At 72.7% G+C, this 13,522-nt stretch carries 16 protein-coding genes; 13 read left to right on the top strand and 3 right to left on the bottom strand.

Translation table 11 applies throughout. From position 1 onward, the window contains the following. Positions 1-345 precede the first annotated feature (345 nt). The 10 genes from ABGA99_RS35115 to ABGA99_RS35070 are packed head-to-tail and all read left to right on the top strand — an operon-like array spanning position 346 to position 8,892. A complete protein-coding gene (locus tag ABGA99_RS35115) occupies positions 346-1,116 on the top strand; it encodes an ABC transporter ATP-binding protein (protein ID WP_347577322.1) in 771 nt (256 codons plus the stop codon). Position 1,117: 1 nt separating this feature from the next. Then, positions 1,118-1,963, top strand: a complete 846-nt coding sequence (locus tag ABGA99_RS35110; RefSeq protein WP_347584214.1) for an ABC transporter permease — start codon at positions 1,118-1,120, stop codon at positions 1,961-1,963. Between the two features lie 38 nt (positions 1,964-2,001). Then, a complete protein-coding gene (locus tag ABGA99_RS35105) occupies positions 2,002-3,108 on the top strand; it encodes an ABC transporter substrate-binding protein (protein WP_347584213.1) in 1,107 nt (368 codons plus the stop codon). Positions 3,109-3,160: 52 nt separating this feature from the next. Beyond that, positions 3,161-4,312, top strand: a complete 1,152-nt coding sequence (locus ABGA99_RS35100; protein WP_347584212.1) for an NAD(P)/FAD-dependent oxidoreductase — start codon at positions 3,161-3,163, stop codon at positions 4,310-4,312. A gap of 5 nt (positions 4,313-4,317) precedes the next feature. Further along, a complete protein-coding gene (locus ABGA99_RS35095; protein ID WP_347577318.1) occupies positions 4,318-4,938 on the top strand; it encodes an amino acid synthesis family protein in 621 nt (206 codons plus the stop codon). 15 nt (positions 4,939-4,953) lie between these two features. Continuing rightward, a complete protein-coding gene (locus ABGA99_RS35090; RefSeq protein ID WP_347577317.1) occupies positions 4,954-5,694 on the top strand; it encodes a class II aldolase/adducin family protein in 741 nt (246 codons plus the stop codon). Positions 5,695-5,747: 53 nt separating this feature from the next. Further along, positions 5,748-6,680, top strand: coding sequence for a 3-hydroxyacyl-CoA dehydrogenase NAD-binding domain-containing protein (locus ABGA99_RS35085; protein WP_347577316.1), 933 nt, complete (start codon positions 5,748-5,750; stop codon positions 6,678-6,680). Positions 6,681-6,697: 17 nt separating this feature from the next. Continuing rightward, positions 6,698-7,585 carry an alpha/beta hydrolase gene (locus ABGA99_RS35080; RefSeq protein ID WP_347577315.1) on the top strand — a complete coding sequence of 296 codons (888 nt, stop codon included), beginning with the start codon at positions 6,698-6,700 and terminating at the stop codon, positions 7,583-7,585. A gap of 36 nt (positions 7,586-7,621) precedes the next feature. Further along, positions 7,622-8,083 carry a YbhB/YbcL family Raf kinase inhibitor-like protein gene (locus tag ABGA99_RS35075; protein WP_347584211.1) on the top strand — a complete coding sequence of 154 codons (462 nt, stop codon included), beginning with the start codon at positions 7,622-7,624 and terminating at the stop codon, positions 8,081-8,083. Positions 8,084-8,127: 44 nt separating this feature from the next. Continuing rightward, on the top strand, positions 8,128-8,892 hold the full coding sequence (locus ABGA99_RS35070) for an IclR family transcriptional regulator (RefSeq protein WP_347577313.1): 765 nt from the start codon (positions 8,128-8,130) through the stop codon (positions 8,890-8,892). A 5-nt stretch (positions 8,893-8,897) separates the two neighbouring features. Here the strand turns inward: ABGA99_RS35070 and ABGA99_RS35065 are convergent, their stop codons facing one another. Continuing rightward, positions 8,898-9,431, bottom strand: a complete 534-nt coding sequence (locus ABGA99_RS35065; RefSeq protein ID WP_347577312.1) for a TerD family protein — start codon at positions 9,429-9,431, stop codon at positions 8,898-8,900. Positions 9,432-9,827: 396 nt separating this feature from the next. On the opposite strand from ABGA99_RS35065, the gene ABGA99_RS35060 reads away from it, so the two are divergent. From ABGA99_RS35060 to ABGA99_RS35050, 3 genes are read left to right on the top strand one after another with little or no spacing between them, the layout of a single operon-like run. Further along, positions 9,828-10,253, top strand: coding sequence for a hypothetical protein (locus ABGA99_RS35060; RefSeq protein ID WP_347577311.1), 426 nt, complete (start codon positions 9,828-9,830; stop codon positions 10,251-10,253). A 14-nt stretch (positions 10,254-10,267) separates the two neighbouring features. Beyond that, positions 10,268-10,885, top strand: a complete 618-nt coding sequence (locus ABGA99_RS35055) for a cell wall protein (RefSeq protein WP_347577310.1) — start codon at positions 10,268-10,270, stop codon at positions 10,883-10,885. Positions 10,886-10,916: 31 nt separating this feature from the next. Further along, complete coding sequence (locus ABGA99_RS35050) at positions 10,917-11,855, top strand: MauE/DoxX family redox-associated membrane protein (protein ID WP_347577309.1); 939 nt, start codon at positions 10,917-10,919, stop codon at positions 11,853-11,855. Between the two features lie 49 nt (positions 11,856-11,904). On the opposite strand, the gene ABGA99_RS35045 is transcribed toward ABGA99_RS35050, so the two are convergent. After that, positions 11,905-13,074: an LLM class flavin-dependent oxidoreductase gene (locus tag ABGA99_RS35045; RefSeq protein ID WP_347584210.1), complete on the bottom strand. Its 1,170-nt coding sequence runs from the start codon at positions 13,072-13,074 to the stop codon at positions 11,905-11,907. Continuing rightward, on the bottom strand, positions 13,017-13,460 hold the full coding sequence (locus ABGA99_RS35040) for a carbohydrate-binding protein (protein ID WP_347584209.1): 444 nt from the start codon (positions 13,458-13,460) through the stop codon (positions 13,017-13,019). The genes ABGA99_RS35045 and ABGA99_RS35040 overlap by 58 nt, the downstream gene beginning before the upstream one ends. Positions 13,461-13,522: the final 62 nt, after the last annotated feature.

Genomic DNA, 13,522 nt, shown 5'->3' with positions numbered 1-13,522 from the left:
GCACACCGCGACGCCTCTGGCCGCACGACGACCCGGAGCTGTCCGCGGACGACGGCCACTACGCGCGGCTGCGGCTGCGGTTCGTCGCGGAGACCGCGCTGTAGGGCGCGGCAGTTGGGCCCGCCGCGCCGAAGGGGCGGTCGGGGCACCGGTGCGACACCGGTGCCCCGGCCGCCCCTTCGTGTGTCCGCGCTGGGTCGTCCGAGGGAAATCCATGTTTCCTCCCTTGACGGCCTCGGGGTGACGTGCCTAACGTGCTTGATAACACATTCTTAGACAGTGATAACCCGATCGGCCAACTCCGGTGTCGCTCTGATGCGCGGAGAGGAGCTTTCCATGGAATCCATGGCGATTTCAGCGCAGGGTATCGCGATGAGTTTTGCTCGGCGCGAGCAGGAACAGACGGTTCTGGAGAACCTGGACCTCGACATCACCCCCGGCAGCTTTGTCACGCTGCTCGGCCCGTCCGGCTGCGGCAAGAGCACGCTGCTGAAAATTCTGGGCGGCATTCTCGAACCGACGGAAGGCACCGTGAGGATCGGCGGACAGCCGGCCGCAGACGCCGTCAAGGGCCGCTTCATCGGCCTCGTACCGCAGCGGCCCGCACTGCTGCCGTGGAAGTCCGCACTGCAGAACGCGAGCATGCTGCGGCAGATCGCCGCAGGCGAGCGCGCCGCCGAGGCCGCCCCCGCGGCGCGCCGGGCGCTGGAGCTGGTCGGCCTGGCCGCGGCGGAGGACAAGCTGCCGCACGAGCTGTCCGGCGGCATGGCGCAGCGCGTGTCCATCGCCCGCGCGCTGGCGATGGACCCGGCCATCCTGCTGATGGACGAGCCGTTCGGCGCCCTGGACGCCATCACCAGGGACGAGATGAACCTGAAGCTCGCCGAGATCTGGGCGACGACCGGCAAGACCGTCGTCTTCGTCACCCACTCCATCTCCGAGGCGGTCTTCCTCTCCGACACCGTGCACGTGATGGGCCTGGACCGGGGCCGCTTCCTGGAGACGCTCGACGTCGCCCTGCCCCGGCCCCGCACCCGCGAGGTGCTCGACGACCCGGTGTTCACCGAGTACACGGGGCGGCTGCGCGGCCACCTGGAACCGAAAGCGACGGTCTGACATGGCGCTCGCACAGGACGACGTGAAGAAGCCGGCCGGGTCTCGCCCCGGCGGCGGGCCCGCCCGCCGCGCGGTGCGTACCTGGATCCGGCGCGCGTGGCCCAGCCTCGCCGTGTTCGTCGCCGGCTTCGTGCTCTGGGAGCTGGCCGTCGAGGTCTTCGGCATCTCCAACTTCGAGCTGGCCAAGCCGAGCGAGTTCCTCGCCGAGATGTGGCGCTCGCGCGACATGCTGGGGGACGCCGCCTCGGTCACCACCCAGGAGATCCTGTACGGCTTCCTGCTCAGCTTCGCCATCGGCGTGCTGCTCGCCGTCTTCATCGTCCGCTTCGGCTGGCTGGAGCGCGCGCTCTACCCGCTGATCGTGCTCTTCCAGGTCGTCCCCAAGGTCGCCCTGGCGCCGATCTTCATCCTCTGGTTCGGCTACGGTCTCGCGCCGAAGCTGCTGCTCATCGTGGTGATCACGTTCTTCCCGATCACCCTGAACATGATCGTCGGCCTCAAGGCCATCGACCAGGACCTGCTGTTGCTCATGCGGTCCGTGGGCTCCTCGCGGAACCAGATCCTCACCCGTATCCAGATCCCCACCTCGCTGCCGTACCTCTTCGCCGGCATGCGTATCGCGATCACCCTCGCCGTCATCGGCGCGGTGGTCGCGGAGTTCTCCGGCGCCCAGAACGGCCTCGGCTATCTCATCCAGTTCGCCTCGACGCAACTGGACACCCCGCTCATGTTTGCGGCCCTGACCCTCGTGTCCCTGCTCGGTCTGATCCTCTATTACGGGATGTCGCTGCTGGAGTTCGTACTCCGCAAACGATTCCCGCACATCACGGCCGACACCACCCGTTGAATCCGGCTTTGCATTCTCTCCTGCACTAGGAGCCCATCATGTTCCCCTCTGGAAAGAAAATCAGGCAGAGTAGGAAAACCGCCGCCGGTATCGCGGGCGCGACGACCGTGGCACTCCTTCTCGCCGCCTGCGGCGGCGACTCGGGAGGCGACTCCGCGGACGGCGGACTCGACAAGGTCACCGTGCAGCTCGACTACCAACTCCGCGGCAACCACGGCATGTTCTACGTCGCCGACAAGCTCGGCTACTTCAAGGACGAGGGCATCGACGTCGAAAGCATCAGGACCGGCACCGGCTCGCCCGACGCGCTGCGCATCGTCGGCACCGGACGCGCCGAGTTCGGCTTCGCCGACCTGCCGTCGCTCGTCACCGCGCGCTCCCAGGAGGTGCCCGTCACCACCCTGGCGGCCGTCAATCAGACCTCGCCGCTGGCGATGTGCACGGTGAAGGACAAGAACAAGCTGACGTCGATCGACGACCTGAAGGGCATGACGGTCGGCATCCACGCCGCCGGCTCGACGTTCATCTTCTACCAGGCGCTGCTCGCGGCCAACGGGCTGGACCGCGACGACCTCAAGGAGGTAAGCGTCACCCCGCCGTACGAGAACTACCTGATCCAGGGCAAGGTCGACACCGTCCCCTGCTACATCGACGCCGAGGTGCCGCAACTGGAGGACGCCGCCGGCGGCAAGGGCTCCCTCGATGTCCTGCTCGGCTCCGAAAACGGCTTCGAGGGCTACGGATCCGGCCTGTTCACCAGCGACAACATGGTCAAGGACGACCCCGCTCTGGTGCAGCGCTTCACCAACGCCTACATCAAGGCGTTCGGCTACGTGATGGAGCACCCGGACAAGACCGCCCAGATCCTCGCCGAGTCCTCCCCGGAGAACAGCGGCAAGGCCGACCTGTTCGAGCGGCAGATCCAGGCGGACATCGACCACACCTTCACCAGCGCCGTCACCGAGAAGCACGGCCTGGGGGCCATGGACAAGCAGGTGTGGCAGGCGACCATCGACACCCTCGCCGACCAGGACGTGCTCAAGGGCGGTACGCCCAGCGTCGCGGACGTCCACCAGGAGAAGTTCGTCGAGAAGGCCGCGAAGGCCGGCGCCGGATCCGGTGCCGGGAACGACGCCGGCAACTGAAGGCGCGGCCGGCCGCCTCCGGGCGGCCGGCACGACGAGTGAGAGCGGAGCTATGGAAACCACGGTTGACAGGCGGAAGCGCCACGCGGAGGTGTCCGGCGCCGGGTTCGCGGGCCTGACCGCCGCCGCGGCGCTCGCCCGGCGCGGGTGGTCGGTGCGGGTGCACGAGAAGGGGGCGGAACTGCGCGAGCAGGGGGCGGGCATCGTCCTGTGGCACAACAGCCTCAAGGTGCTCAAGGCCATCGGCGCGTACGAGGCGGTCATGGCCGACTCGATGACGCCGCCGCACTACGAGACCCGCTTCCAGCACGCCAGCGTGTCCCACGAGGACTTCGGCGGCCTGCCCTGGCGCACCATGACCCGGCCCTATCTGCACAAGTGCCTGCTGGACGCCGCGCTCGCGGCCGGCGTGGAGATCCGTACCGGCTCCGAGGTGGTCGCCGCCGACCCGCGCGGCCGGGTCACCCTCGCCTCCGGCGAAACGCTCTACGCCGACCTCGTCGTCGGCGCCGACGGGGTGAAGTCGCAGGTCCGCGACTCCATAGGCTTCGAGCAGGAGCGCTGGAAGTCCCGCGACGGGATCACCCGGTTCCTCGTGCCGCGCCGCAAGGCCGAACTCGGCCCCGGCGAGTGGGACAACGTCATCGACTTCTGGAACCTCGAACCCCGTTACCTGCGGGTGCTCTACGTGCCCTGCAACGACCGCGAGCTGTACCTCGCCCTCGGCGCGCCCCGCGCCGACGAACAGGGCAGCCGCACCCCCATCGACCTGGACCTGTGGACGTCGGCCTACCCCGAGCTGACGCCCGCCCTCAAGGCCGCGGCCACCGCCGCGGACCCCCGCTACTACGGCTACGAGACCACCGCCGTCGCCGAGTGGCGCCGCGGCGCCGTCGCCCTCGTCGGCGACGCCGCCCACGCCATGCCCCCGGCCCTCGCGCAGGGCGCCGGCTGCGCGATGGCCAACGCCTACACCCTGGCCGTCGCCGCCACCGAGGCCGCCGACGGCGAACTCGAAGAGGCGCTGGCCCACTGGGAGGAGCAGGAGCGGCCGTTCACCGACCGCTGCCAGCGCCGCTCCGCGGACTTCGCCGCCACCCGCGCGATGTCCGAGGGCAACCAGTTCACGCTGGAGAACCTCGAAACCGCCCTGTACGACCCGACCAACCCCAACCGCCACGCCCTGTCCGTCGTGCGGAGCTAGAGGAGATGACCCTGATGACCCCCGAGGAGCAGGTGACGAAGGACTACCAGGTACGGCGCTGGGTCGGCCTGGTCGAGGAGACGCTGCACGAGAACGGCCCCGTCGCCGCCCGCCCGCTGCGCAAGGCGGTCTGCGGCGTCGTCGTCAGGAACCCGTTCGCCGGCCGCTACGCCGACGACCTGTCCCCGCTCACCGCGCCGAGCGCCGCGCTGGGGACGGCGCTCGGCCTCCGGGCCGTGGCCCTTCTCGGCGGCGCGCCGGTGGAGAGCTACGGCAAGGGCGGTCTCGCCGGGCTGGCCGGCGAGCAGGAGCACGTCGTCGCCTGCGTCACCACCGTCTTCGGCAACGCGCTGCGCGAGGCGATCGGCGGCGGCGCGGCGTGGATCTCCTCGGCGACCAAGACCGCCGCCGCGGGCGCCTCCCTGGACATCCCGCTGGCGTACAAGGACGAGGTGTACGTCCGCTCCCACTACGACGCCGTCACCGTCTCCGTACCCGATGTGCCGCGCCCCGACGAGCTGTTCGTGTGCGTGGCCGTCGCCAGCGGCGGCCGGGTGCACGAGCGTGTCGGCGGCCTGACCGTCGCCGGGGCGCGCGAGCAGGCCGCGGCCGGCCGGGACCGCTGAGAAGGAGATAACCCGATGCAGACCAGCGATGCGCTGTACTCCCAGGACGACTCCGTCGCCAACGTGCTCGACAACCTCGCCAGAGCCCACCGGATCCTGGAGATGGAGGGCCACGGCGACATGTCCATGGGCCACCTGTCCTACCGCGACCCGCACGGCCGCGGGCTGTGGCTCAAGCGCGGCAACCTCGGCATGGAGGAGGTGCAGGCCGGCGACTACATCCTCATCGACTTCGACGGCACCGTCCTCGAGGGCCAGGGGCTGCGCCACCTCGAATGGCCGCTGCACGCCGAGATCATGCTCGCCCGGCCGGACGTCCACGTCGTCGGCCACTCGCACCCGTTCCAGGCCACGGTCCTCGGCGCCGGCCGGGGGCGGATCGAGCCGGTGAACAACCACGGCGTGTGGTTCGCCGAGCACGGCGTCCCGCGCTTCGACGCCACCAGCCACATCATCACCACCCAGGAACTGGGCCGGGACCTCGCCCGCGTCCTCGGCGAGGCCGACGCCGTACTCCAGGCCAACCACGGCGCCTCCTTCACCGGCCGCAACGTCCGCGACGCGACGCTCGCCGGGATCTTCCTGGAGAAGGCGGCCGCCTTCCAGCTCGCCCTGGCCGGCTCCGGCCTGCCGTACGACCCGCCGGACGCGGACGAGAGCGTCGAGAAGAACCGCCGGATCTATCCCGAACGCGCCCGCGAGAACTACTGGATGTACTTCAACCGCAAGCTCGACCGGCTCGAAGCCGCCCGCTGAGCCCGCCCGCGCAGCCGAAGCAGCCGCCGCAGCACAGCACGAAAGGAACCATCGTGAGCATTCCCACCACCAGCGCCGTCCTCGGCTCGGGGAGCATGGGGCCCGGCATCGCCGCGCTGCTCGCCCGCTACGGATCCGACGTACGGCTCTACGACGTCAGCGAGGAGGCCCTGGCGCGGGCGGAGGGGACCTGCGCCGGCGTCGTCGCGCACCTCGACCGCCTCGACGTGCCGGTCACCCCCGGCGGCTCCGTCACCTTCGAACGCGATCAGGCCAAGGCGCTGGCGGGCGCCGACCTCGTCATCGAGGCGGTGCCGGAGCGACTGGAGCTGAAGAAGACGGTGCTCGCGCAGGTCGAGGCCGCGGTGCGGGACGACGCGATCATCGCGACCAACACCTCCGGCATCCCGATCTCCGACATGGCGGTGGACATGGCCCACCCCGAGCGCCTGATCGGCATGCACTGGTCCAACCCGCCGCACCTCATCCCGATGATCGAGATCGTCCGGGGCGCGCGCACCGACGCCGCCGTCGAGGACCGCCTCGTCGGCATCGTCGAGGCGTTCGGCTACGAGGCCGTGGTCGAGAAGGAGGTGCCCGGCTTCGTCGAGAACCGGGTGCTGTACGCCGTGCTGCGCGAGTGCATGGCCCTCGTCGAGGAGGGCGTGGTCTCCCAGCGCGACCTGGACACCGTCGTGAAGTGGGGCGTCGGCTACAAGCTCGCCGTCATCGGCCCGATGCGGCTGGTCGACATGGCGGGACTGGACATCTACCAGGCCGTGGGCTCCTATCTGAACCGCGAGCTGTCCACCGAGACCGGCGTCTCCTCCCTGGTCACCGAGCTGACCGCCGAGGGCAAGCTCGGCATGAAGACCGGCGGCGGCCTGTACGAGTACGGCGAGGGCGAAGTCGCCGCCAAGCGGGGCGACATCGTCGACGGACTGGTGAGCGTCCGCAAGGCGCTCTCCGCGATCAAGCCGGTCTGAGCGGACGGGAGCCGACCGTGAACCGCGCACCGCAGCCGGCCGGGCCGGCGCCGCACGCCACCCCCGCAGCGACTCCTGACGCGCCGCCGGGTCTGACGTTCGTGCGCGCCGGGGAGGTCGAGCTGTGCGTACGCGACGCGGGCGCCGGGCCGGCGGTCGTGCTGCTGCACGGCACGACCGCCAGCCTGGGCGTCTGGGACGCGGTGGCCGAGCGGCTGGGGGCGAAGGTGCGGACCGTGGTGGTCGACCAGCGCGGCCACGGCCGCAGCGGCAAGCCCGCCGCCGGCTACGACGCCGCCGCGTACACCGCCGACGTGCTCGCGCTGGTCCGCGCCCTGGGGATCGGCCCCGTGGTCGTCGCCGGGCACTCACTCGGCGCCCGCAACGCCGTCGTCCTCGCCGCCGCCCACCCCGACGTGGTCGCCGGCGTCGTCGCCGTCGACTACACCCCGTACATCGAACCCGCCGTGCTCGACGCCCTGGAGACCCGGGTACGCGGCGGCGACCGCGCCTTCCCCTCCGGCACGGACGTCGAGACGTACCTGCGCGAGCGCTACCCCCTGCTGCCCGCCGACGCCGTCCGCCGCCGGCGCCGCTACGGCTACGCCCCGGCCGGCGCCGGCCCGGCGCTGCGCCCGCTCGCCGACCCCGCGGCCATGGTCCGCACCGTCGACGGGCTGCGCCGCGACTTCGCCGCCGAGACCCGGGCCGTCCGCGTCCCGGTCACCCTGCTGCGCGGCGAGCACAGCGCGATCGTCTCCCCGCGCGCCTTCGCCGCCACCCGCGCGCTGCGCCCCGACTTCCGCGCCGTCGAACTCCCCGGGCTCGACCACTACGTGCCCGAGGAGGATCCGCGGACCGTCGCGGACGAGATCGTCCGCATGCTCGACCGGACGACGGGCTGACCCGCCCGCGTCCCGCCACCGAGAGGACTTCCGATCATGCCCCTGAACATCAAGGACCTCGCCGTCGCCGTCCGCGGCTTCGGCCCCGGCGAGCGGATCCCGGACCGGCACGCCGCCGACCACGGCAACGCCGCCCCCGAGGTCGAGATCACCGGAGTGCCCGCCGGCACGGCCGAACTCGCGCTGATCGTCCACGACCCCGACGCGCCGCTGCCGCACGGCTTCACCCACTGGGTGGTCTACGGCATCGACCCGGCCGCGCCCGCCGTGGCCGTCCCGGGTCCGGCAGGCACCGGCAGGCAAGGCCCCAACTCTCTTGGCGACAAGGCCTATTCGGGACCCCAGCCGCCGCCGGGGCACGGCATCCATCACTACTATTTCTGGGTGTACGCCCTCGACACCCCGGTCGCGGGCGAGCCGTCGCGCGAGGAGTTCCTGAACGCGTACGGCGATCGCGTCATCGAGCAGAACCGGCTCGTCGGCACGTACTCCGCCTGACGCACCCCGGGGCCACACCACGAGCACAGAAGGGCGAGCGCATCGTGTCTGAAGGGCGGGAGCGGACCCCCGGCGTGGACAGCGCCAGGAGGGTGCTGAAGATCCTTCTTCTCTTCACGGAGAAGGGGCCGGAGCTGAGCGTGGAGGAGATCGCGCACTCCGTCGGGATCTCGGTGCCCTCCGCGTACCGGTTCGTCTCGCTGCTGCGCGAGATGGACATGGTGGAGGACAACGGCGGCGGCACCTATGTGCTCTCGCCGCGGATCTTCCTGCTGGCCCGCAGCGCGGAGCAGGCGTTCCCGGTCTCCAAGGTGCTCCGCCCGCTCGTCGAGCGGCTGTCGAAGGACACCGGCGAGGCGGCGCTGGTGATCCGGCGCGTGGGCGACTTCGCGACCTGCGTGGAGATGAGCCACCCCGAGCACACGATCCGGCTGTCGTTCGAGCCGGGGCAGATCATGAGCCTGCACCGCGGCGCCGGGCCCAAGGTGCTGCTCGCCGCGATGGGCGAGGCGTGGGCCCAGCGCTACTTCGACCGACTGCGCCCCGCGCCGTCGGCCGCCGAGCGGGACGCGGTGCTGGGCGAGGTGCAGGCCGTGACCGCGCAGGGGTGGTCCAAGAGCGAGGCGGAGGTCGACGAGGGCGTCTGGGCGGTGGCCGCGCCGATCGGGGTGGGCGAGAAGGTCGTCGCCGCGGTCACGGTCGCCGGGCCGCACTTCCGCATCGACGACGAGCGCGCCGAGTACATCAGGGAGCGCGTCGTGGCCGCCGCGGCGGAGCTGTCCGACTCGCTCAGCACCTGGCGGCGCTAGCGCCGTCAGGTGCCGGCCACGGTCCCCATGAGGGCCGAGAAGGACGCGGGGTCGGCGTCGAAGCCCTGCACCACCGGGCGGAACCCCCAGGTGCCGGCGGGCTCGCGGACGAACTCCGCGACCGTGGCGGCGGTGGCGCCCGCGACCGCGGCGAAGTCGTCCGCGGCCAGCTCGACATGGCCCTCGCGGACCTGCACGCCCGTGCCCGCCACCTCGCCGAACGTCCTCCGGCCCGCGCCCTGCTGGATCGCGACGCCGACGACCACGCGCCCGTACGCGGGTGCGATCCGCGCGAACTCCAGCGTCAGCACCTCGTCGGCGCCGAAGCCCTGGCCGGTCTGGCTGTGCCGCTGCAGGGTGATCGTGCCGTCGGGCGAGCGGCTGTCGAAGTGGACCAGGTAGGCCGGCTCGCCCCGCGGGTCCTCGGCGGTGTACGTCGCCGCGATCAGATCCAGGTCGTGGGGCGGTGCGCCGAGCGGACTGGGGTCCCACTTCAGCGCGATCTCCACCTTGCCGACACCCCTGTTGAGACCGGTCACCGGGCTCCCCTCTCCCGTGCTCCTGCGTGCTTCTGGCACAACTGCCCGGCGCCGTGCGCCGGTTGCCCCTATCGTGTCACGTCCCACCGCGCCGGGGAGCGGCGCGCGGGGAGCGCGGGGCGGCACGCGGGGGCGGGAGCGCCCGGCGCCGTACGGGAGCGCCCGCGGGCCGTACGGGCGGTGAACCCGCGGCGGTGCGGACCGCCTTGCGCGGCGGTTACTCCAGAGGACCGGTCCACTGGCGCCGCGGCGCCCGATTGACGGTGCGTGTGCGGCGCGTCACGCTCGGGCCGTCCGCCACCCGTGTCCCCCGGCGGGCTCTCGGTACCCGTACGCCACCCCCACATGGCATTTCGGATTGTCATGTACGGGACGAATCGAAGGGAGCTCGAACACATGGCTTGCAGTACGAACTACCTCTGGCGCGGCGAGGCCACCTGGTTCTGCTGCGGCGCCGCCTGGGGCCCGTGCGGCTCCGCCGGCGGCGGCGCCTGCGGCAACTGCCGCTCCGCCTCGAACCACGGCGCCTGGCCGAACGCCTCCGCGGCCTGCTGGGACATCACCCGGCCCGACCTGTGCGGCGAGGGCGGCATCCCGCGCCGCGGCTGCGGCGCCGTCATGCGCGTCGTCCAGGAGTGCTCCAAGGCGGCCGTCTGCATCACCATCACCGACTGCGGCCCGCGGACCAAGAGCTTCTGCGGCGAGGCGTCCTGCTGCAACGGCGTCTGCCGCACCAACCGCATCCTCGACCTGACGCCCGCGGCGTACTCCCAGATCGCCAGCCTCAGCTCCGGCAAGACCGGCGTCTGGATCTACGAGTGAAGGGAGACACGGCCATGAACGACGCAACGGGCTCGACGTTCGACCGGCGGCGCTTCCTGTCCGCCAGCGCACTCGGCGGCGCCACCGTCGTCGGCGCCACGGCGCTCGGCGCCGTGGACCCCGACGCCGCGTTCGCGGCGCCCACCCCGCCGCTCGACCCGGCGGTCGCCGCCACCTCGTTCGCCGAGGGCCTGATCACCGGCATCGACGGCGGCACCCTGCTGCACGTCAAGGGCTCCTACGGCGAGCAGCACCGCATCCAGCTCACCAACGCCACGAGCATCTGGAAGCTCCATCCCACCACCGCCGACGACGTCGAGACCGGCGACGGCCTCTACGCCCGCGGCCTGGAGATGCCCGACGGCACCATCGCCGCCGACGCGGTCTGGGTGAACATCGTCAACCTCGACGTCACCGTCCGCGGCATCGGCAAGGACCGGCTGGCGCTCGGCTACCACGGCGGCGAGCTGATCGGCCGTATCGTCCCGGGCCGCTCCACCGCCTCGTACGCGGGCGCCGCGCTCACCGACGACCTGTCGGGCGTGCGGATGGGGCAGCACGCGCTGGTGCTCGGCGCCTGGCGCCCCCGGGACGGGGCGGTCGACATCGCCAGGATCACGGTCGGGCACTGACCGCCGCGACCCCATCGAGGACGGAGGCAGCATGATCGCACTGCTGGTCGGCGGCGTGCTCGGCTGGAGCGGGAGCACCAAGCTGTTCGGACGCAACACCCCCGTACAGGCGTCGGGCACCGTGCTGGAGCGCAAGCTCGGCGGGCTGCCGCGCGCCACGGCCGCGCTGCGCGCGGTCGGGGCGGCGGAACTGCTCGTCGCGCTCGCCCTGGTGGCGCTGCCGGTGCCGCTGGTGGCCGGGGCGCTCGCGGCGCTCGCGGGCGTGGGCTTCGCGGCGTACCTCGGCTATGCCAGGGCCACCGCGCCCGACTCGTCCTGCGGCTGCACCGCGCGGGACAAGGCGCCCATCGGCGTACGGGCCTTCGCCAGAGCCGGGTTCGTCCTGGCCGGCGGGGCGGTCGTGCTGGCCGACGGCCTCGCCGCCGCCGGTCTTCCGGCGCCGGCCGGCGGGCCCTGGTGGGAGGCGCTACGGGACCGGCCGGGCGCCGCGCTCGGCCTGCTGGCCGCGGGCACGGCCCTGGCCTGGCTGCTCTTCGGCGACCCCGACCGGGCCGTCCGGCTGCCGCTGCGACGGCTGCGGCTGCGGCTCTTCGGGCACCCGCTGCACGGCGGGCCAAGGCCGGACGGCGACCCCGAGGCGGTGCCCGTCGAGGGCTCCGTCGAACTGCTGGAGCGCTCGCTGGCCTGGCAGACGGTGATCCACGTCGTCCGCTCCGGACTGCGCGAGCACTGGGACGACGAGGGCTGGCGCTTCCTGCGCTACACCGGGCTGCACGGCACCGGCTCCGAGGGCCCCGAGGACGTCGGCCGGCCGGTCTCCGTGATCTTCGCGATGGACGCGAAGGCCGGTCTGGACAGCCCCCGGCCACCGGTGATCCGCGTCGGCGTCGTCGACGAGGAGACCGGCGAGCGCGTGGACGTCACCGCCGGCCGGGAGCGTCCCGGCGCACTGCTCGGCGAAGGCGTCTGAAAGCGGTGCCCGGAGCCCGCACGGCGCCGGGCTCCGGGCACCGCACCGGTCACTTCTCCGCTGCCGCGCCGGCGGGCATGCCGTAGGCGTCCGCGATCAGCTCGTACGACCGCAGCCGCGCCTGCGGTCCGTGCACGTTGGTGGTGAGCATCAGTTCGTCGGCGCCCGTGCGCTTGCGCAGGTCGTCCAGCCCGGTGCAGACCTCGTCGGGGGTGCCGTGCACCACGTTGCCGATCCAGGAGTCGGCGAACTCCCGCTCCAGCGGGCTGAACTCGTAGGCCGCCGCCTCCTCCGGCGAGGGCACGAGACCGGGCCGGCCGGTGCGCAGCCGCAGCATGTTCAGCGCGCCCGCGGTGACCTGCCGCCGCGCCTCCCGCTCGTCCTCCGCGGCCATCACCGACACGCCGATCAGGGCGTACGGGGCGGAGAGCACCGCCGACGGCTGGAACGCCTCGCGGTACAGCTCCAGCGCCGGGCCGGTGTGCTGCCCGGCGAAGTGGTGCGCGAACGCGAACGGCAGCCCCAGCTCCGCCGCGAGCCGGGCGCTGAACATCGACGAGCCCAGCAGCCACACCGGCGGCCGGTGCACCGACTGCACCCCGCCGGCCGCCGTGCCCTGCACCGGGCCCGGCACCGCGTGGATCCTGCTGTACGGATGTCCCTCGGGGAAGTCGTCGTCGAGGAAGCGGATCAGCTCCGCCAACTGCTGCGGGAACTCCTCGGCGCCCTCGCGCAGGCGGTCCGTGCGGCGCAGCGCCGCCGCCGTCGCGCCGTCCGTGCCGGGTGCGCGGCCCAGTCCCAGGTCGACGCGGCCGGGGGCCAGCGCCTCCAGCGTGCCGAACTGCTCGGCGACGACGAGGGGCGCGTGGTTGGGCAGCATCACGCCGCCGGAGCCGAGCCGGATGGTCGTCGTGTGCGCGGCCAGGTGCGCCAGGATCACGGCGGGCGAGGAGGAGGCGACGCCGGGCATCGAGTGGTGCTCGGCGACCCAGTAGCGGTGGAAGCCGCGCGCCTCCGCGAGCCGGGCCAGCGCGGCCCCGGTGCGCAGCGCGTCGCTCGCGGTGTACCCGGCGCCGACGGTGGCCAGGTCCAGCACGGACAGCGGCACGGAGGCGGAGCCGCTCACCCGGCCCCGTATCTCGTCCTGCGCGTCGGGTGCCGTCACGTCCGCTGCCGCCACGTGGTCCTCCTGGTCTCCGGTGTCCTGTGGTCCTCCCATGCCGACAACAGGAGGTGGGCTCCGTATTCCCGTATTCCCGTATTCCCGGGATCCGGGAATACGGGCAGTGGATCGAGGCCGGGGACCCGGCGGGAACGGCGCTGCCGCCCGCGGTGACGGCGCGGGCGGCAGCGGGCGGCGGGCGCGTGGCGGGATGGGTGACGCGCCCGCCGCGGTCGGAGCGGAAGGCCCGGGCGGAGGGGTGCCGGGCCTTCCGCGGTCCGCGGGGCCCGGAGTCGGCAGGCCCGGACGTCCTGCCAGACGCCCCGCTCACCGGTGGTGCCGGGCTCCTGGCCCTGCGTCCACCACTTCGCCCGCCAGACGCCGCCCCTGTGGGAGACCCCGGCGCCCGAGTCGTACACGGTCGCGCGGGCCCAGGCGGGCACGGCACAGGTGCCGGGATCGCCCGTCGGGCCGGCGTGCGGCGTCGTTCGCGGCGGCGGCCTGT

Source organism: Streptomyces sp. B5E4, from assembly GCF_039871555.1.
Lineage (GTDB): Bacteria > Actinomycetota > Actinomycetes > Streptomycetales > Streptomycetaceae > Streptomyces.
This window is presented reverse-complemented; position numbering and strand designations above follow the sequence as displayed.

Excerpts from the sequence above, each read along its gene's own strand:
- ABGA99_RS35115 (WP_347577322.1), top strand. The coding sequence starts at position 346 with ATGGCGATTTCAGCGCAGGGTATCGCGATGAGTTTTGCTCGGCGCGAG.
- ABGA99_RS35110 (WP_347584214.1), top strand. The coding sequence starts at position 1,118 with ATGGCGCTCGCACAGGACGACGTGAAGAAGCCGGCCGGGTCTCGCCCC.
- ABGA99_RS35105 (WP_347584213.1), top strand. The coding sequence starts at position 2,002 with ATGTTCCCCTCTGGAAAGAAAATCAGGCAGAGTAGGAAAACCGCCGCC.
- ABGA99_RS35100 (WP_347584212.1), top strand. The coding sequence starts at position 3,161 with ATGGAAACCACGGTTGACAGGCGGAAGCGCCACGCGGAGGTGTCCGGC.
- ABGA99_RS35095 (WP_347577318.1), top strand. The coding sequence starts at position 4,318 with ATGACCCTGATGACCCCCGAGGAGCAGGTGACGAAGGACTACCAGGTA.
- ABGA99_RS35090 (WP_347577317.1), top strand. The coding sequence starts at position 4,954 with ATGCAGACCAGCGATGCGCTGTACTCCCAGGACGACTCCGTCGCCAAC.
- ABGA99_RS35075 (WP_347584211.1), top strand. The coding sequence starts at position 7,622 with ATGCCCCTGAACATCAAGGACCTCGCCGTCGCCGTCCGCGGCTTCGGC.
- ABGA99_RS35060 (WP_347577311.1), top strand. The coding sequence starts at position 9,828 with ATGGCTTGCAGTACGAACTACCTCTGGCGCGGCGAGGCCACCTGGTTC.
- ABGA99_RS35055 (WP_347577310.1), top strand. The coding sequence starts at position 10,268 with ATGAACGACGCAACGGGCTCGACGTTCGACCGGCGGCGCTTCCTGTCC.
- ABGA99_RS35050 (WP_347577309.1), top strand. The coding sequence starts at position 10,917 with ATGATCGCACTGCTGGTCGGCGGCGTGCTCGGCTGGAGCGGGAGCACC.
- ABGA99_RS35045 (WP_347584210.1), bottom strand. The coding sequence starts at position 13,074 with ATGGGAGGACCACAGGACACCGGAGACCAGGAGGACCACGTGGCGGCA.